The organism is Solobacterium moorei (genome assembly GCF_036323475.1).
GTDB classification, from domain to species: domain Bacteria; phylum Bacillota_I; class Bacilli_A; order Erysipelotrichales; family Erysipelotrichaceae; genus Bulleidia; species Bulleidia moorei.
The window spans coordinates 1,055,519-1,073,350 of sequence record NZ_AP028934.1; the positions used below are offsets into that span (position 1 = coordinate 1,055,519).

Genomic DNA, 17,832 nt, shown 5'->3' on the forward strand with positions numbered 1-17,832 from the left:
TAGACCAAGAATCTAACGAATGGAGGTCGGTATTTTTATGACAAAACACAGTTTTGAATTCAAGAAAAAAATAGTTTTAGAATATTTGAATGGTAAAGGAGGAATTCTATATCTTTCTAAAAAATATGGATTAGGCTCTAAATCCCAGCTACACAAATGGGTGAAAAACTATAAAGCATTTGGAAATGATGGTTTATTGCGCTCACGAGAAAATGAAGTTTATTCTTTCGAAATGAAACTTTCTATTGTAGAGTTGTATTTAACAAGTGAAATCACATATCAAGAGTTGGCTATACAGAATGGCATTAAGAATCCAGCTACGATTGGCAACTGGGTTAATCGCTTTCGTATAGCAGGTCCTGATGCGTTAAAATCACGTCGGAAGGGGCGAAGGAAAGCTATGGATAAGACAGATAGAAAGACTCAAAACAAACTCGTAGAAGAGGCATCCGTTAATACAAGTGTAGAACATATAAAGAAATTAGAAGATGAACTTCTTCGGTTAAGAATAGAGAATGCATTTTTAAAAGAACTGAGGAGGCTGCGTTTAGAGGACGAAGAAAGAATGAGAGAACGGCACTCGTCATCAACAGTCTCCGACAAAAGTTCAAGCTAAAAGACCTTCTCTTATATACCGGAATGTCAAAAGCGACATATATGTATTGGCAAAAGAGATTTGATAGAGAAAATCCTGATAAAGAGATTGAAGAAAACATACAAGAAATTCGTGCAAATAATAAGGATTATGGCTACCGTAGAATCGTTGGAGAACTTCGCAACAATGGATATACCATTAATAAAAAGAAAGTACAGAGAATCATACAAAAGCTTCACTTACAGGTAACGTCTTATACTCGCAAAAGCAGAAAATACAGTTCTTATAGAGGAACAGTTGGAAGAGTTGCGCCTAATAGAATTCACAGACGCTTCAAGACACATATACCGCATCAGAAAATAACAACAGATACAACTGAATTCAAGTATTATGAAGTCGATAAAAAGGGTCATATGACAATACATAAGCTTTATCTAGATCCATTTATGGATATGTGTAGTGGTGAGATACTTAGTTACGAAATTGGTAAGAGACCTTCTGCAGAAAACGTGATGAATGCCTTGGAGAAAGCTATTACAATCACTACAGACTGCCCATATAGAAGAACATTTCATTCTGATCAAGGATGGGCATATCAGATGAACGCTTATACACGTAGATTAAAAGAAGAAAGAATCTTCCAGAGTATGTCTCGAAAAGGAAACTGCCTTGATAACTCAGTTATGGAAAATTTCTTTGGACTGATTAAACAAGAAATATACTATGGAGTCATGTACTATAGTTTCGATGAACTGAAGTTAAAAATAGAAAGATTTATAAATTATTACAATGAGCAACGAATAAAAGAAAAGCTAGGATGGATGAGTCCTGTTCAATACAGACAACATCTTCTAGCTTCATAAAAAAAGAGGCTGTAACGTTTAAGTAAATTTTATAGATTTACTTGAGGCGTACAGCTTCTTTTCTTGTGCTATTTTCATATGTTGATGTAAAACAGTATTAAAGTAGATGTTTTATATCTATTTTGGGCACACTAAAAACAACCTGTCCCATATAAAGCTATCTTAGGATAGTATCATCCTCATCTTCTTTTGGTGATATTTCATCAGATTGAATCCCATACAGATCAAATAGAGCTCGTTTTCCACATTCTCCATTCCTCTTCTATGGATTCTGTTATATTGCCAATCATTCTTGATGACTCCAAATGTTCCTTCGGCTTGTATACATCTCTGTTGTCTTAGTTGTACTCCTGCTTCACTGTCCAACAGTTTTCTCGCATGTGCCTTCAGTTCATCAAGGATTGGATTGATATGAACTTCTCGTTTCTTGGCTTTTGTACAGTCCTTTTTGAGTGGACATCTATTACATGTCTTGCATTCCCAAACTTGTGTAATGCATGGATAGTCAGTCTTTGTATTTTCACTATCACGTTTGTATACGAACTCTCTACCTTGTGGGCATATCAATTTCCCGTTTTCTTCTCTCAACAGGTTCTCTTTTCGATAGATGTCTTTCTTGAACTTGGCTGTCTTTTCATATCGATAGTTTTGATATTTGAGATAACCTTCGATATCTTTTTCTAAACAGTACATGTAGTTGTCATAACTTCCGTATCCCGCATCTGCTACGACGATACCTGGATATTCTTGATATCTTTTCTCATATCCGTCCATGAATGGAATGAATGTCTTCGTATCACTTCTGGCATTGCTTACCATGACATGCGTGATGAATTCATCTGATTCTGCCAGTTGTACGTTATATCCAGGCTTGAATACTCCTGTATTGTTGTAGTAGTCATACTTCATATGCATAAATGTCGCATCATGGTCTGTCTTACTATAACTGTTTCTATCACTTCCACAAGTATCGATACGCTCTTGGCATTCCTTCAATTTTTCATTGAGCTTTTTGAGTTCCTCATAGGCCTTCTGTACTGGTGTCTTGTGGTGTCCTTTCCCTAGTGCGAATTGGACTTTATTCTTTGAACACCACAGGTATATTGAAACAATATATCCTCCAATAGCCTGTGTATCTTCATAGCTTTCTGTATAAAAGACACCCGTTAGTTTTGTAAGCTGTCCAATTGTCTCTGCTATTCTTGTGAGTGTCTTATCTTTTGTCTTTACAGCTGTCTTCTTCCATACGAAGCTGAACTTATTGGCATTAGCTTCCATGGAAGTTCCGTCGATGTATAAGATACGTGTATTTACCTTCATCTTCTTACAGATGACCAACATGACCTCTGTAAATATATCTGAAGCGTTGCCTTTGATTTGATTCGATATGAATCTTTGAAAGGCCATGAAAGATGGTCTTTCATCTTGGCAAAGATACATAAAGCGGATATCTGTCTTACATTTTTCTTCTATGGCTCGTAGACTATAGACATGATTCATATACGCAAATAAGATGACTCTCATCATCATGATAGGATCATACCCTTGGTTACCTTTATGAGATCGGATAAACCTCCTCAAGTTGATACTATTTACGATCTCTAGGAAAGACCACATTGGATCAAGTTTATCAATGACCAATGATAAATCTATTGGTAAACGTAATTGATATGGGGTATAATCTATTACGTGGGTTAGATTATAATTTATTGTGTTTTCCATACATAAATTATAACTAAAAATAAAATGTCCTTCCTCTTAATTTAGAGGTTGGACATTTTATTTTCTAGGCTGTTATGCGTTACAGCCTCTTATTGTTTCAATTATTCTGATGTATGGTGGTATGAAACGGATAAGTGCTCTTTCATTTGTTGTTATCATGCTTGTTGCGATGATTAAAATTGCTACTCTTAATACAGCAATGGGATTGTGGGGCTTTGTATATGTAATTACATCGTTTTTAGGGTTATTAATATTTATGATGGCAGAACCACCATTTATAGAATTCACTAAGAATTTTGGACGCGGGACAACCTATATATTGAAGGAAAGTGTCAAAGTAAGTGGTAATACAGTTAAACAAGTTGCAACTTCTGCTAAAAATAAAATAGAGATGATGGCAGATGGAGTTAGTGATCATGAATAAATTATTTCGTAGAGCTACTGTCATATTTGTTTTGGTAGTATTTATCCTTCCTGTTTTAGGTTGCAAGAAAAAGGATACTGCAACAAATCAAGAGGCAGAAAAGAAGAAGGAAGAAGAATTGTATCTAACAGTAATTAATGATACAGGCAATATTCTTACCAAAGTGGTTGTGACCATTGGGGAAGGTACTGAGATTCTTGAAACCGAGGATATAAATACAAATAGCTTTTCCTTATTAATTCCTGAAGAATTTAAAGATGAAGGTACCTATAATATTACTTGTATAGATAATTATGAATTTAAATATGGAAAATCAATTGATGTAGAAGATAATCATGGACGCTATGAAGTGAAAATCTCTAAAGATAATCGTATCCCTCAGGACGGTGACTGGTGGCGTGAGGTTGAGCAATTCTTTAATCAAAAATAAAGTTAGTTGTTTTCATTTTTTGAAGCGTTATTATAGTAGTGGCGAAATACTACGTGTGGACTGTTAAATGGGTCTGCGCTTAGTATTTCGCTTTTTATGCTTACAACTTAAAAATCCTGTACATTTTTATAATATTACAAATTACAAAATTTAATTCTTAATTGAGTCATTCATATTAATAAAAGGCGATAACATCATAGTTATCACCTTATATAAAATGTTACGAATGTACTGGTACGCCACATCCAGATATCTGCTTGATTACAAGACTCACGGTCACATAGCGATTTCTTCCGTCTCTACATTCGTAATGTTATTATAGTACTAATAATCGCATTTACAATTAGCTATGAATTGAGCTACACATTTATAAATATAATGGATTATAAAAACCCAGATATGACCGAGTCTTTTACTTTTCAATATTTAATCTGTGTTTACCATGGTATGTAATTGCCATGAAATCTGGACCTACATGACTTCCGATGACAGGTCCTAATTGCATGATTGAAATCTTTGCATCCTTGAATTGTGGATAGGTTTTGATGAAGTCATTGCGGAATGCGACTGCATCTTCGTATGCATCTGCGTGGATGATTAAGATTTCTTCATCTTTTGTATAATCTGCGATGTCGTCTGCACATGAATCGATTAATGAATGCAGTGCTTTCTTTCTGCCGCGCACTTGTTTAAAGGAAACAAGCTTTCCGCTATCGGGAATATAGATGAGTGGTTTGATAGATAGAATTGTTCCAAGTAGGGCAGAAGCGTTGGATAATCTTCCGCCACGTCTTAACCATTGTAAGTCTTCAACCATGAAACGGTGAATGTACTCAAACTTATGTGCATTTCCCCATTCCACAACTTGATCATAATCCCATCCTTCTTCATGGCACTTTACTAATTGCTTTAAGAAGAGAGCAAGACCACCTGTAACACAATAACTATCTAATAAGCTGATCTTACGATCAGGGAATTCTTCGCTTAGACTCTTAATTGCGCGTTCTGCGTTATTAATAGAAGAGGATAGAGCACGTGTCATATCGACGAATAGGACATCGTTACCTGCCTCAAGAATTTCTTTTAAGAATTCATAGTACGCATATTCTGTGATTTGAGATGTATTTGGTTGTTTACCTGCACGCATGGAAGCCATTAAAAATTTACGACTTTCTTCTGTGCAATCATCTATATAAACTTCATCATCAATTGTGTATGTATATGAGATAAAGGGGATATTGTGTTCTTTTAGGTACTCTGCTGGCAAATCCGAAGTAGAGGATGTTGCGATCACATATTTATTCATAGGGCCTCCAAGTATCATAAAGGTATTATAAATAATTAGAGTTTTTTGTCTATTGAATTAAGACAAAATAAATAAAATGTCGCGAAACTTTCACAAAAGAGATATATGAAAAACAGCTCAAGTGAAAAGTTAAATTCCACTTCTAAAGAATAAACAATAAAGTGGAAGTAAGTCATTCAGAAATAGTACTGGCAAGGATTGATAATCCAAGATGGTACTATTTTTAAGTTGAAAATGATTTTATTTTAGTTAGAATGAAGGTGAAGTAACAGAAAAATGTGTGCATGAAAGGTAGGCAGAATCTACTGTTCAAAAAATTTGTAAGAGTTGATTCTACTTCGTTGTTTGGTGAAAGTTATATGCCGATCCTTCGTGTGTGATTGATTTTGAAACTTCTTGGTTATCTTCTTACTTTAGAAGATATGGTTTTAGAATTACTTCGTCTGGTGGGATTTCGGTAATTCCAAAATCATAGAGTTTCTTGGCCATTTCTTCGTTGTAGAAATGGAGCAGCTGTATGGATGATCTTCCGTGCAGCTTTTCTTTTGGATATGAATTGATATGGATACTGATGAGATTTGCCTTTTCTTGTGATGTAAGTCCCAATGCATGGAGATCACATCCCTTTGGGCATATCTCTCTTACCAATAGATGTACGTTCTCTAGACTTCCTTTCTGCCAAGAGGCCATTGAATCACAGTAGAACATGCGTGTCCTACGTGTTCCATCTTCACGTATCTCAGCTTCTTCAGCTAGGACGAATTCACTTCCTCCGTCTGTTAATATGACCTCGACTTCTTTTTCGAACATTTCTTTTCCTAATATCTTTTCCAATAATAGGATCCCATCCAACATATGTAAGGAGTCCTTTACGGTTTGATAGATACATATCAACAGGTCATACTGTCTGAATTTGAAGGTCTGTAGGAAAGGACCGTTGGACACGTCGTTGTATACCGTATCCATTTCTACGACCCTGGCATTTGGATTCTTTTCCATGTATATCAAGAAGTCAGCGTACTTTCTTCCTATCAGGTATCGATTGTCTTTACGTGGCTTGTATGTATTGCGCTTTTGTTTGGGCATCTTTCGTCTTACGACACGTTTCGGGTCGATGGCACCGATCGATACACCCACATCTTGGAAGACACCATTTTCGATATAGTTGTATATCGTCTTTTCTGATAACTTGATCTCTTTGTGGCTTTGAAGAATAGAGTAGATGGACTGACCTTTCTTAATCAATGGTAATAAGAGTTCACCGAGCTGCTTGATATCATTTACTGTCGCATTGACACCTTGTCGTGAAGATGTAAGTGTCATCTGGTAGTCGTGCTGTGCATCAAGGGCAGAGTATCGATATTTGTCATAGCGACAAGAGCGATAGTTTCCACATCCATTACAAGCTCCTGGTGACTTGTCCCTGCGAGTACATTTGAAAGGGACATAATCGATACAATTCAGAGTACAATGGCGTTCATGTTTACAGCGTTTGTAGTTAGCACACTCTAGAGGCAGATTACATTTGTATGCAAGGAAGCGATGTAGTTTGATTTCTTTTCCTATAGTTGATTTGTCTTTACCAAGGGTAGTAGCGATAGCTTGTTTGGTAGAACCATTTTCGATACCAGTTTCGATGATCTGTCTATCTGAATAAGACATGTGCGAATTCTTCGTTAACATAATGTTTTCCTCCTAAAAACACGAAGGATCGGCACTTATATTGAACTAGAAGTGTAAGAGTCAATTCAACTAGAGCTTGGTGAATAACTAAATTCAACTTTCGTACCTTAGAAGTGGAATTTAACTTTTCACTTGAGGTATATGAAAAACATCAATTTATCTTACAGAAAATGTGTCAACCAAAAATGAAAATGTCTTAAAAATTAACGAACATTAGCGGAGCTATAATAGTTCTGCTTTTTTGTAAATAATTGATATGAATACTTCCTCCAAGGGTGAGATATCGGCGGAATATATACTTTCTTTTTCTCAGGAGTTTCAATGATATTATCGAACTCACCCGAATTTTCTTCAAACACTTGTACTTCTTCTAAGATGTATAGTGTATCCATCGCATTGACAAAGATCTTTTGATCAAATGATTCAATAACCAATACCTCCATCTTAGGTCTTAGTGGAATTCTATTGTGTTCCTTGTCATAGGCCATCCAATACTTGTTTTTGAACTTGATACAGTTGCCTTGATCGACTATTCTCGATGAAATGATTGCCAATGTTTGATTGATTGTTTCTATATCTGGTTGTACTTCAAATACAGAATTGGTACTATTCAAGTGTAGGGCGAACCTTGCATTGAATTCCTTTAGGTAGGATTTTAGGAACTTATTCGCGTCCGCCATACAAGTAATACGAGCACGTCTAAGTTCAACTGGCAAACGTGATTGGAAAGTCTGGTTGAGACGTTCGATGCGTCCTTTGGCTTGTGCGATGCTCGTTGTTTTGATTTCGACACCAAGGTTATGGCAGGCGTAGGAGAACTGTGTGAAGGTATCCTCGTCGTCGAAGGCCTTGGTTTTCTTTCTGTATTCAAATACGGTTCGTTTATCCGTATAGAATAGAGCGGGTATGCCATAGTCGACTAGTATCTGATGGAAAACGTTGTAATAGCCACGTAGGGTCTCCTGTATATCAAAGTGGGCTCCCACAGCAGTACCGGTCGCATCATCTACAGCTAGGTGTAGATGCCATATCTCGCCAGGAATCCATTCGTAGCTTGAAGCGTCCATTTGAATCATCTCTCCCATATATTTGGATCTAGATCTTCGTGAATGAGGCGTATCATCTTCAATTGATTCGATTTGTTCATTGATTGCGTTTCTGGCCTTTGTAGATGTTGTTTGGTCTAATCGTTTTGTCAAACGTTCCTTTAATTGTTTCTTGGTTTTTCGATGGGCCTTTGGGGACAAGACATCGTGTTCTGATAACCAGTTTCTAATAGTGGTGTCACTGATGGAGATGCCGAGGTCCATCTGGACGATTTCACTGAAATGAGTGATGTTGGCATCAAGATACTCGTTAAGATAGAGTTCAATGATTTTGTTTTTCGTTTCCAGTGAGAATGTGTTTGATGGTAATCGTCCACGATTACCATGTGAAAATGAGGATTTGCCTTCAGACTTATAACGTGTAATCAGGCGGTTGATAGTACGAATAGAACAATTTAGTTTTAATGCCGCACGGCGTTTATTGCCAGAATGATCAACCAGTTCTTTAATAATGTTGTATTTGTTTTCTTCCATAGGGGTTAATATAATCTTTTTCATATTCAATCCAATCTAATGGAATGAATCATAACAATTCCTTTCTATAAATGGGGCATTTTCCCTTTCGGTTCATTAAGACAATATCAACTTCGATTCAGAAAAACGCTCAATTTTCAACGAAAGTTCCTTTTCAACGAAAGTTCCCCATTTTTAGGGCTAAAGAGAAGAAACATTTTACTGTAATAGTGTACTTATAAGATATTTTGTGATATTGAATATGTATAGACAGGCGATTTGGGCATACGAAAGCTCGGCTTTCAATGATGGTTTAAATTTTTTCTCATCGAAAGTTCCTTTTTGTAGGTTAGGGATATGTGCCAAATCGGCTAGTGGATGATAGGTGTAAGCTTAACTTGTTTGATGTTGAGGTGAGTCAACTTGTTAAGACTTAACACCTTTTTGTTTAGTGATAGAGCGGCGATATCGATAGGTGAATTGTAGTTTAAGGATCTACGAGGATAATTGTTTACCATGTCAGACACATAGTTGATGTCCTTCTGGGTCAATGCATTCATACTCTTTCCCTTTGGAACACATTCTCTAAAGTGTTCATGGTTCTTCTCACATTTACCTTTCTGATCACTTCTTCCGGCCTTGCAGTAGTAGATGGATATTAGTTTTTCTCCTGTATATGCATCGGTCTCTAGACTTAGAGGATCGTGGAACTCAGAGCCATTGTCAGTAAGAATGATTGGAAAGGTCATAGAAAATAGTTCAGGTCCCAGTACATCCTTGATGATTTCGAATGCACGCTGGACAGCCAACATGCTTTTTTCCTTTAACAGAAAATATAACTGTAGATTCGATCTTGTATGCAGGAGTGAAAGGACACATTTCTCTTCATCGCCTTGCTTGCCGAGTATTGTATCCATTTGCCATATATTGATGGAAACATCTTCATTCTCGATACGTTCGAGATAGTCTTCATATCTTCTGCCTTCAAGCCAATCATAGTTGATTGGTATCACGACATGTTTGCTGGAAGAGCGTGTTTTATATTTGACCTGACGCTTGAGGTCTACATTGATGATGGCGCCCATATGACGAAAATGAATATAACGATATGCGGTAGATACTGATATGTCCAACTGATTGTTGTGTATGATGATGTCTGGTGAAAGGTTCTGTTTGACGCCTTTCTCAAAGGCATCGACAATCATCTTCATTTGTGCTTCTGATTTCTTTGGTCCTTCCTTCCAACTACTGACATTGTCATCCCTCTGTTTTTGGGCAACATCGGCCATATAGAATACCTTTGGCAACTTGCAGGTTTTGGCATCTGGGCAATTGTTGCAGACATAGGGGAAACGAGATGTATGTTTGCATATTGGTGAAGAGATGAAATCGGAACATAGATCATTGCAGTTATCATGTTTACAGAACTTACAACGACCTTGTAGACAGTGAGTACATAACCTTGTGCGATTACATTGATTTTGTCTACCACACTTATTATGAGTATTGGCACGGACGACAATTCTAAGATGGTGTGTTATCTCATAGCGAATGGCCTTGGGACTCCTGTTAAGAGTAAGGGCAATCATCTTGAGCGTGATGTTAGGATCAGACAACAGATTTTGAATAATGAGTCGTTCGTCAAAAGAAAGCTGTTTGTATGTGCTAGTCATAAAATATTCCTCCTTTTCTCCACTTTCCTGGCACATATCCCTTGTGCCATTATCATAAAAGGGAACTTTCACTAAGAAAATAGTGCAAAGAGGAACTTTTAAAAATAATGGCTATATTAGCAAAACGGTGAATAAGTTCATTTAATGTACATATACGTGTACAGTAAATGAGTTGTGACTCATTATCATAATAGTGAACTCAAGGAGACTATTATGAAAGACTTAGAAATTATTGAACATTACAATTCCTTAGATCAATTTGCTAAAGATAAAATCGACAGAGAGCTGATTGACCTGGTAAATGCAAAGAAAGAATCCAGAAACTACTGTATTAAAGTGTGTCCTAAATGTGGCTCTGTTAATTCTCGTTTTACAAAAGGCGGAAAGGCAAATAGTGGTAAACCAATGCTTCAATGCAGTAGCTGTCATAAACGCTTTACTATTGATTATGGCCAGCTTACACATTATTCACATCAGGATGAATCTAAATGGGATCTGTTAATCACAGATACATTTGCACAGGTTCCTATAGAAAAAACAGCAGCTACGCTGGATATCAGTACATATACTGTATGGCGTACGAGAATGAAACTACTTCACATGTTTGAAGAACTTCTGAATACTACAGTAGTATCCGGAGAGATTGAGTTAGATGAAAAGTATCTTCTCAATTCTCATAAAGGCGAAAAGATAGCAGGTGTTGGACCTAGAAAACGTGGCGGCTCAGCTTCAAAGCGTGGATTATCTAATGAACAAATATGTTTACCAACAGCAGTGCAGAGAAACGGCACTGCTGTTTTAAAAGCTACGAATACTGCTACTCCAACCAGTAGAGACATAATGAAGCTTGCAGACAATATTGGGGAGCACAGTATGGCGTGGCTTGATGGCAAAGCAGCATATAGTTGTCTTTTAGAAGAGAAGCACTGTGAAAAGAGAATCATGAAAGATCATACATGTTATACATCCATTGATCATTTGAATAACGTAAATGCGTTTCATTCACTGATAAAAAAGTGGTACAAGAAGTATGGAGGTGTTGCCAGTAAATATCTGAACAGATATGCAGCACTATTTGTTCTTGTTAGAGAATACAGTGGATGTGATGTTCAGGAGATTCTTCTATTCATCAAGAAAAGAATGCATCAGATAACTGACTTCTTCCGTATTGTAGATATGAAATCAGAAGATGTATTCATTTATTGAATTGCTACATCTCACCAATTTGCTAATATAGCCAAAATAATTGAGGTAATTTTCTAAAAACCTTATTTTGCAGAAGTGTGCTAATCCGCATATAATCTATATGTTATCTTTAGATAACATATAGATGATTACTTAAGCGGGTAACAGTGTCATCTAGTTTGGCGACTTCTGCACTGTTATCCACTTAAGTAACAGAGGTCGCCAAATGAAAAATAATAAATATCATTCTCATTCTAGGAGAAAAACACCTTGGGATGAGGAAGAAGAAGTTAGTGATGTAGCTTCTTTTGTTCGTGATGAATATAGAAGTCATTATTTCTATCATCACCGTCCTTTAAGTGAAACAGGAGATAGTAAACTGCTAAACAAGTTCATTCCTCAATCGTGCCCGTATTGCCATGGTAAGAAGTATAAGAGAAATGGTCATACCACATATGGTCTACAGAAATATAAATGCATTGACTGCAAGAGAAATTTTACGATTACAACAGGCACTATATTTCAAGACCATAAGCTTTCAATATCCGAATGGATTGAATACTTATTAAACCTATTTGGATATAGTTCGATCAATCTGAATTCCAGGATAAATAAGAACTCAGAAACCACTTCTAAATATTGGCTTGCAAAAATCTTCATGTTATTGAGTGATTATCAAAAGGATATCATTTTAAGTGACTGTGTCATGATAGATGAAACATATTATAGTGTCATCAAGAGTGATATCATCACAAAAGATAAGAAGAAACTAAGAGGTCTTTCAAAAAATAAATATTGTATTGGGATTGGGTGTGATGACCAATGTCTGTATTGCAAATTAGAAGGAAAGGCCAAGACATCGGATACCAAAACGGTACAGGCATTTAAGGAACATATCAGACCATATTCACATTTGATTCATGACGATGAAAAATCACATCATGTCCTTGTGCAGGCATTACATCTTAAAAGTGAATCATATAAATCGACATATCTATCTGAACTTAACGATAAAGATAATCCCTTAGATAAGATCAATCATTATTGTGATTTATTAAAGAAGTTTCTAAATGCCCATTCAGGATTCAACAGAGAAGAATTACAGGGATATCTGAATCTCTTCTCCTTTATGATGAATCCACCACATAACAAGCTAGAGAAGGTTGAGATTCTATTAAAGTTTGCGCTAAATTACCGCAAAACAATGACTTTTAGAGGCTACTATATGAAGAATCCCTATTAAAATGGGGATTTGGTAGCACACTTCTGCAAAATAAGGTTTTTTTCTAATAAATCATTAAAGCAGGAAAAACCGGTGTGCGGTAAGTATGTCATATCGCCATAGCCATAAGCAGGAGAGTGTGTTACTAAAATATCCAATCCTTTTGCGATCCATAGACTTGGTTTGAATCTGTTAATTCTTTTTTGCATTTCAGATTCACTGTACATATATGGTGAATCGTGATATTTCATACTTCCGCCAAGACCGGCAATACGCAAACCTTTATAATCATATACACGTCCGTCAATATCAACACAGCCATCCGGTGCATGCTGTAAATATGCCGTATCATGATTGCCGTGAACATAGAATAGCGGTTTATTTGCGACTGTGACGAGAAATTCTAAATATTTTGCCGGTAAGTCTCCGCAAGATATGATGAAATCAATATCCTTCAGTTTATTCGGCGTGTAGTATTCATATAAATATGGATTGACATAATCACTGATGACAAGTATCTTCATTTGTTGTTTTAATCTCCGTTAATTCATCATGTGGAATACTGATAGAGGATAATTCCCCTTCAATGTTGTTATTGAGCCAATTGATTCGGATAATATCTAATGCTTGCATGTTTTTACCCGCAGAGAGAATCGTTTTGCCGGTACGAGATTCAATCGGACCGCTGAAAGGTAGTATCTGTCCATCTTTCAGAGCAGAAATAAAGTAATGCATGGTACGTAATGTATTTGCCTGTGTTGTTGAGGGAAGGTAGAGTTCTTCGACACCGGAAGATAATCCTAACCAATAACTTTGTTCACTGATTTGGTGATGCTTTAAAATATCATTCATCAGCAGTTCATAAAGTAATGGCCAGTTATAGATCGGTGCTGCCAAGCAGCTCTCCTGTTGATTGCCGAAACGATACAGTCCTTATTTACGTGTTGTTGGACGATTGTCCATAATGACGGCATGATTGAAAGGCTCTTTAATCAGATGAATTTTTTCATGTGGAGCCGTCCATGACACGCCTAATGCAAAAGCATTTACATCAGCAAGTGTATTTTCTGCTTGATTTGTTAAGTAACAAATCGGATTATGATCATAGATCATACCGGCAAGAATTCCCATCAAGAAAAATAATTCGTAGGTACGCAGTGCATAGGTATTGATAATATGAGATACAAGTGGAGTACAGTGATTGATGAATTTATGATTCGGATAATCCGTCGCTGCTTTCAAGGTGTCTTTTAACAGATGCGGACTTGTTGTGATAATCCATTCATGATTCTCGCATGCTTTCTGCAGTATTTTCTCGGTTGACTGTGCGTTAAGACAATCGGTAAACGCTGTTGTTTTAATAATTCCCTCATATCAATTATTCAGATAAATTCTGCCGCTTTCAAGTGATTAAGTCGGTAAATCATTCAGGTTATCTGTTGCATAGAGAAACGCGATTTTTAACGGATTGCGTTCAGAATAATTTTGTTTTCGGAATTTGAGCACAGAAAGAATATTTTCTGATTTCGTTTTATATTCCAAGGTAACATTGCTTTCTGCTCGGTAAAATTCTTTTGCGATACGTTCGATTCGATTCCGTAAGACGGTTCTGTTTTTATCAAGCAAACTGTCAAAAGTAAAAATCGATAAGTAAATCAAGAATGCATCAGAAATATTAATGGATTGATTATTTTGTATGATTTCTTTTGTGACAAGTTCAAAGCGATAAAATGCACCCTGAAAAGTTCGGATTAAATCTTGCGGCCATTTTGTATACAGATCTTGCCCCAGCATATCTGCCAAAAGACGATAACTTCCCGGTATGGTAAAGCAAGGTGTATATAAGTCGGTGACTTTCTCGAATTGTAAAAATTCTTTATAAACCTGCATTTCTTGTGATTCATTATGAATAGGAATCAGGCGTGTTATTTCTGCCATGATAGAAGGTGCTTGCAGATATTTCAATACCGAAACACGTTTGTTGCCTTCTTTGACATAGAATGCATGCATATATTCGTAAACCTGAATCGGATCATGGATGCCTTCAGTGATTTGTGCCTCATATAATCTTGACCATTTTGCCGCAAATTCACTGTTTTCATCCAATGTCGGCAACCAATTTTCGGGAAATGAAACGGCTCTTGCTGTACTGGTGGTACCGATTACCATATCCAGCGGGATTTCTAAAATCCCGATAAATTCCTTTGGCAAATGATTTAGATAAACGGGGGGGTCTAAGACAGGTAAAGTGTTTTTAGAGGATTTGCCTTTTCTTATAAGCAAGCAAATATTCGGAAAGCGGCATAAACATGAACTCCTAACACGTTTATTATAATGGATTACTTCCTGTCGGTCTAATTGTGAGGTGATATTGTACAACATGCTCTTTTCGAAAGTAAATATACAAAATATATTCAGGTTTATTTGCTTTCCCGTGTAAAATAAAAGAGAGGTATGCAGCGATGACGAAATTAAACAAATATAAATCAGTTCTTGGGAATATGACGATTGCAACGGAAGATGACCGATTGGTCGGCTTGTGGTTTGACGGTCAGAAATATGATCGATGGAATATACAGAGTTTTGAAGTCGAAGAGGCGATGACAAATATTGCTAAACTAACAATCCGCTGGTTGGATGATTATTTCTCAGGACAGCAGCCATCATTTTCAATACCGTTGAAACTGAAAGGTACTGATTTTCAAAAAGTTGTTTGGCAATGTCTGCTTACGATTCCATATGGGGAAGCAGTGACATATGGTGACGTCAGGGATTTGGTATGCAAGCAATTGCATTGTAAAAAATGGCAAATCAAGCAATCGGCAGCACGATAGGATATAACCCGATATCAATTATCATTCCATGCCATCGTGTGATTAGAAAAGACGGCAGTTTGCGCGGATATGCCGGTGGTTTGGAACGAAAAAAGTGGTTATTGCAAAATGAAAATGTAAATATTAAATTTTCGCATTGATAGTGTTTATATTTTCCGTATTGCGTCTGATGGATCGATGCAGTTGTTTTCAATTCTTTTGCTGAGAGTATTGTTTGCGCAACACGGATTTCATAGTGTATGAAATATATCCTCCTTTAATGTGAAGATCATAAGGGGTTATATGATCAGATGATTCAAAACCTGCAAGACATTATCTGAATTGTTATTTTCATATTGCATTCGACAGCGGCATCAGTGATGGATGTCGTTTTTAATATGGATTTTGTGGATTGTATCAATCAATTTTATCTGTTAAATTACAAGATATTTTTAGAATATATTTGTGAAATATTATTTCAATAATATATCTCAAAAACAGCCCAAAATAGTCAAAAAAGTTTCAAATTACCAAAATTGCGATAAGTTAGTTAACATTAACTAACATCAATTGACCAAAAAATATAACCTGACTTTAGAGTTAAACATTAAAAAATGGTGTAAAACTACAGATTAGAATCTATAGTTCAACACCTTTTTTAGTTTTGTTGGAGATAAAAAATAATTGTCTAAAGGTAATCCTGTCATGTCTGATAATTCGGTAATGAAGTTGGTTCCTATGGATATGTTTGTATAACTGTCTTCTCCTTCAACGAACTGGAATGCTTTGTAGAATTCATTCAGCTCTGAAGAGGAATATTTGTTTTCCAAGACTTTAAATTGAAATATTCTCTGCAGCAGTACAGTAAGATAACATATTAAGAAATGTCCCTTGATCGTATTCTCAAGCTGTAAATAAACAGGTCTTGCATCTAGGTCTGATTTCATGATTCTGAATGATTCTTCTATCCTCCACAGGTTGTGGTATGTTTCATATATCTGTCTGGCATCCACCTTTGTTTCAGATGTGACAAGCATATTGTAACCGGCCAGTTTCAAGTCATTATCTATCGTTTCCTGATTGATGATGGCCTTTACTTTATCTTCTGCTTCTTCTCCGTTTGAAGTAGATCTGAAAGTGACATATTTTGCGCTTTCCCCATATTCATTTTTCTTTACAAGTGATACGGACAGACCTTTGGCTTTTTCTACAAGCTTGTTTATTTCATATTTGTGTTTTCTTGCCAGTGTCGGATTGTATGTGACGACTCTTTTTTCTTTGATGTTTACTTTTTTCTTTTTCCGCTTTCATCTGTATATGTGTATGGAAATTCATCGATACATTCTTTACAGTAATAAATGATCTTGCCATTTCTGTCCTTGATTGCTTTGTAGTCATTAGGTAGTAGAACCCATACCTTTTCTGTTTCAGGCAGCTGCTTGACTGATTTGGAAAAGAGATATCCATCGCCGTTTGCCAAAGCTGAAAGTATATTCTCTGAACAGTTCAGTCCCTTGTCAGCTACCCGTATCGTTTTTCCGTGTACTTCATGTCTTTCCTTCAAGTCTTTCAGTACATCTTTCAATACAGGCTTTTCTGATTCATTTCCAGGATACAGCTTCATACCAACAGGAATTTGATTCGCATCCAGCAGTAAGCCCAGCCCAATGACAGGAGCTTTCCTGTTTTCTTTGCTTGGACCCTTTCTTCTGAAGTCATCTTCTCTGTCAATTTCAAAATAGAAGTTTGTACAGTCAAAATAGGTGATAGCAGTATCTATGGAATATTTGTCTTGGACTCTCGAAGTGAACAGTTCAACAATTTTCTCATAGTCATTTCCATAAAATGCCAGGGCACTCAATAGTTGATCGTAGTTGAATGCATAAGGAATATGAAGCTGAGGAAGGATTTCATAATATGTTTTGTATTTACTGCAGGGAGAAACACAACGAGCATATACAAGAAGAGAAAGAACTTCATAAAGTTCAAATTCAAAATCGGTAGTGAATTTATACAGATCAATAAACTTCTTGATATCAAGATCTTCAAGAATGGATTTCAAAGGGAAATAGCCAAGATATCTTCTTGGAGAAACGGAAGTAATTTTCTTGATCTTATCTTGCTTGTTATCCAGATTCATTTTTTCTACTTCATCTTTGTAGAAAGCAACAGGATCATCAATACCGGCAGCTTTCAGTTTAGAAACAGAACCAAGAGACCTGATACAACGATGTTTGGTACCTTTGGTAGCAGGAGAATAAAAAGATTCATAAACAGCGAGATACGTATTGTTTTGTTGTTTAGCAACCTTAAGGAAATAAGCCATAAAACACCCTCCTACATAATACACCATTACA

Annotated in this window: 17 protein-coding genes and 1 pseudogene; 8 read left to right on the forward strand and 10 right to left on the reverse strand. The window is 36.3% G+C overall.

Annotated elements, in window-relative coordinates:
• The first annotated feature begins 37 nt into the window (after window positions 1-37).
• Window positions 38-616 (forward strand): helix-turn-helix domain-containing protein, encoded by a 579-nt coding sequence (locus RGT18_RS13085; protein WP_420917768.1) that lies wholly within the window; start codon window positions 38-40, stop codon window positions 614-616.
• Window positions 520-1,458: an IS3 family transposase gene (locus RGT18_RS05335; protein WP_420917772.1), complete on the forward strand. Its 939-nt coding sequence runs from the start codon at window positions 520-522 to the stop codon at window positions 1,456-1,458. Before RGT18_RS13085 ends, RGT18_RS05335 begins: the two co-directional genes overlap by 97 nt.
• A gap of 162 nt (window positions 1,459-1,620) precedes the next feature.
• On the opposite strand, the gene RGT18_RS05340 is transcribed toward RGT18_RS05335, so the two are convergent.
• Window positions 1,621-3,180: an IS1182 family transposase gene (locus RGT18_RS05340; protein ID WP_338175466.1), complete on the reverse strand. Its 1,560-nt coding sequence runs from the start codon at window positions 3,178-3,180 to the stop codon at window positions 1,621-1,623.
• Between the two features lie 121 nt (window positions 3,181-3,301).
• Here RGT18_RS05340 and RGT18_RS05345 point away from each other — a divergent pair, with 121 nt between their 5' ends.
• Both RGT18_RS05345 and RGT18_RS05350 read left to right on the forward strand, forming a co-directional pair.
• Window positions 3,302-3,604: a hypothetical protein gene (locus RGT18_RS05345; RefSeq protein WP_028078899.1), complete on the forward strand. Its 303-nt coding sequence runs from the start codon at window positions 3,302-3,304 to the stop codon at window positions 3,602-3,604.
• A complete protein-coding gene (locus RGT18_RS05350; protein WP_028078900.1) occupies window positions 3,597-4,034 on the forward strand; it encodes a hypothetical protein in 438 nt (145 codons plus the stop codon). Before RGT18_RS05345 ends, RGT18_RS05350 begins: the two co-directional genes overlap by 8 nt.
• Before the next feature lie 412 nt (window positions 4,035-4,446).
• Here the strand turns inward: RGT18_RS05350 and RGT18_RS05355 are convergent, their stop codons facing one another.
• The 4 genes from RGT18_RS05355 to RGT18_RS05370 form a co-directional block, all read right to left on the reverse strand.
• Window positions 4,447-5,340, reverse strand: a complete 894-nt coding sequence (locus RGT18_RS05355; protein ID WP_245580952.1) for a DegV family protein — start codon at window positions 5,338-5,340, stop codon at window positions 4,447-4,449.
• 408 nt (window positions 5,341-5,748) lie between these two features.
• The gene (locus RGT18_RS05360) at window positions 5,749-7,023 is read right to left on the reverse strand and encodes a helix-turn-helix domain-containing protein (RefSeq protein ID WP_338175471.1); all 1,275 of its coding nucleotides are present in this window, start codon (window positions 7,021-7,023) and stop codon (window positions 5,749-5,751) included.
• Window positions 7,024-7,226: 203 nt separating this feature from the next.
• Complete coding sequence (locus RGT18_RS05365; RefSeq protein WP_338174896.1) at window positions 7,227-8,627, reverse strand: ISNCY family transposase; 1,401 nt, start codon at window positions 8,625-8,627, stop codon at window positions 7,227-7,229.
• Window positions 8,628-8,953: 326 nt separating this feature from the next.
• Window positions 8,954-10,255 carry an IS30 family transposase gene (locus RGT18_RS05370; protein WP_338174639.1) on the reverse strand — a complete coding sequence of 434 codons (1,302 nt, stop codon included), beginning with the start codon at window positions 10,253-10,255 and terminating at the stop codon, window positions 8,954-8,956.
• Between the two features lie 213 nt (window positions 10,256-10,468).
• On the opposite strand from RGT18_RS05370, the gene RGT18_RS05375 reads away from it, so the two are divergent.
• Window positions 10,469-11,461 (forward strand): IS1595 family transposase, encoded by a 993-nt coding sequence (locus tag RGT18_RS05375; protein WP_338175473.1) that lies wholly within the window; start codon window positions 10,469-10,471, stop codon window positions 11,459-11,461.
• A 205-nt stretch (window positions 11,462-11,666) separates the two neighbouring features.
• The gene (locus RGT18_RS05380) at window positions 11,667-12,683 is read left to right on the forward strand and encodes an IS1/IS1595 family N-terminal zinc-binding domain-containing protein (protein ID WP_028078936.1); all 1,017 of its coding nucleotides are present in this window, start codon (window positions 11,667-11,669) and stop codon (window positions 12,681-12,683) included.
• Here the strand turns inward: RGT18_RS05380 and RGT18_RS05385 are convergent.
• The 4 genes from RGT18_RS05385 to RGT18_RS05400 all read right to left on the reverse strand — a co-directional run bounded on the left by RGT18_RS05385 (window position 12,680) and on the right by RGT18_RS05400 (window position 14,945).
• Window positions 12,680-13,186, reverse strand: a complete 507-nt coding sequence (locus RGT18_RS05385) for a metallophosphoesterase family protein (protein WP_051241074.1) — start codon at window positions 13,184-13,186, stop codon at window positions 12,680-12,682. The two genes, RGT18_RS05380 and RGT18_RS05385, sit on opposite strands and share 4 nt — an antisense overlap.
• The gene (locus RGT18_RS05390) at window positions 13,164-13,559 is read right to left on the reverse strand and encodes a hypothetical protein (protein ID WP_028078878.1); all 396 of its coding nucleotides are present in this window, start codon (window positions 13,557-13,559) and stop codon (window positions 13,164-13,166) included. Before RGT18_RS05390 ends, RGT18_RS05385 begins: the two co-directional genes overlap by 23 nt.
• 36 nt (window positions 13,560-13,595) lie before the next feature.
• Window positions 13,596-13,904 (reverse strand): type 1 periplasmic-binding domain-containing protein, encoded by a 309-nt coding sequence (locus RGT18_RS05395; protein ID WP_028078877.1) that lies wholly within the window; start codon window positions 13,902-13,904, stop codon window positions 13,596-13,598.
• Between the two features lie 168 nt (window positions 13,905-14,072).
• The gene (locus tag RGT18_RS05400; RefSeq protein WP_028078876.1) at window positions 14,073-14,945 is read right to left on the reverse strand and encodes a hypothetical protein; all 873 of its coding nucleotides are present in this window, start codon (window positions 14,943-14,945) and stop codon (window positions 14,073-14,075) included.
• A 179-nt stretch (window positions 14,946-15,124) separates the two neighbouring features.
• On the opposite strand from RGT18_RS05400, the gene RGT18_RS05405 reads away from it, so the two are divergent.
• Both RGT18_RS05405 and RGT18_RS05410 read left to right on the forward strand, forming a co-directional pair.
• Complete coding sequence (locus RGT18_RS05405; RefSeq protein ID WP_211220343.1) at window positions 15,125-15,496, forward strand: methylated-DNA--[protein]-cysteine S-methyltransferase; 372 nt, start codon at window positions 15,125-15,127, stop codon at window positions 15,494-15,496.
• The gene (locus tag RGT18_RS05410) at window positions 15,466-15,636 is read left to right on the forward strand and encodes a methylated-DNA--[protein]-cysteine S-methyltransferase (protein ID WP_211220342.1); all 171 of its coding nucleotides are present in this window, start codon (window positions 15,466-15,468) and stop codon (window positions 15,634-15,636) included. The genes RGT18_RS05405 and RGT18_RS05410 overlap by 31 nt, the downstream gene beginning before the upstream one ends.
• Before the next feature lie 471 nt (window positions 15,637-16,107).
• Here the strand turns inward: RGT18_RS05410 and RGT18_RS13090 are convergent.
• A pseudogene (locus RGT18_RS13090) lies at window positions 16,108-17,801 on the reverse strand (IS1634 family transposase).
• Window positions 17,802-17,832: the final 31 nt, after the last annotated feature.

Coding starts and splice junctions, on each gene's coding strand:
- RGT18_RS13085 (WP_420917768.1), top strand. CDS start 38: ATGACAAAACACAGTTTTGAATTCAAGAAAAAAATAGTTTTAGAATAT.
- RGT18_RS05340 (WP_338175466.1), bottom strand. CDS start 3,180: ATGGAAAACACAATAAATTATAATCTAACCCACGTAATAGATTATACC.
- RGT18_RS05345 (WP_028078899.1), top strand. CDS start 3,302: ATGAAACGGATAAGTGCTCTTTCATTTGTTGTTATCATGCTTGTTGCG.
- RGT18_RS05350 (WP_028078900.1), top strand. CDS start 3,597: ATGAATAAATTATTTCGTAGAGCTACTGTCATATTTGTTTTGGTAGTA.
- RGT18_RS05355 (WP_245580952.1), bottom strand. CDS start 5,340: ATGAATAAATATGTGATCGCAACATCCTCTACTTCGGATTTGCCAGCA.
- RGT18_RS05360 (WP_338175471.1), bottom strand. CDS start 7,023: ATGTTAACGAAGAATTCGCACATGTCTTATTCAGATAGACAGATCATC.
- RGT18_RS05365 (WP_338174896.1), bottom strand. CDS start 8,627: ATGAAAAAGATTATATTAACCCCTATGGAAGAAAACAAATACAACATT.
- RGT18_RS05370 (WP_338174639.1), bottom strand. CDS start 10,255: ATGACTAGCACATACAAACAGCTTTCTTTTGACGAACGACTCATTATT.
- RGT18_RS05375 (WP_338175473.1), top strand. CDS start 10,469: ATGAAAGACTTAGAAATTATTGAACATTACAATTCCTTAGATCAATTT.
- RGT18_RS05380 (WP_028078936.1), top strand. CDS start 11,667: ATGAAAAATAATAAATATCATTCTCATTCTAGGAGAAAAACACCTTGG.
- RGT18_RS05385 (WP_051241074.1), bottom strand. CDS start 13,186: ATGAAGATACTTGTCATCAGTGATTATGTCAATCCATATTTATATGAA.
- RGT18_RS05405 (WP_211220343.1), top strand. CDS start 15,125: ATGACGAAATTAAACAAATATAAATCAGTTCTTGGGAATATGACGATT.
- RGT18_RS05410 (WP_211220342.1), top strand. CDS start 15,466: ATGGCAAATCAAGCAATCGGCAGCACGATAGGATATAACCCGATATCA.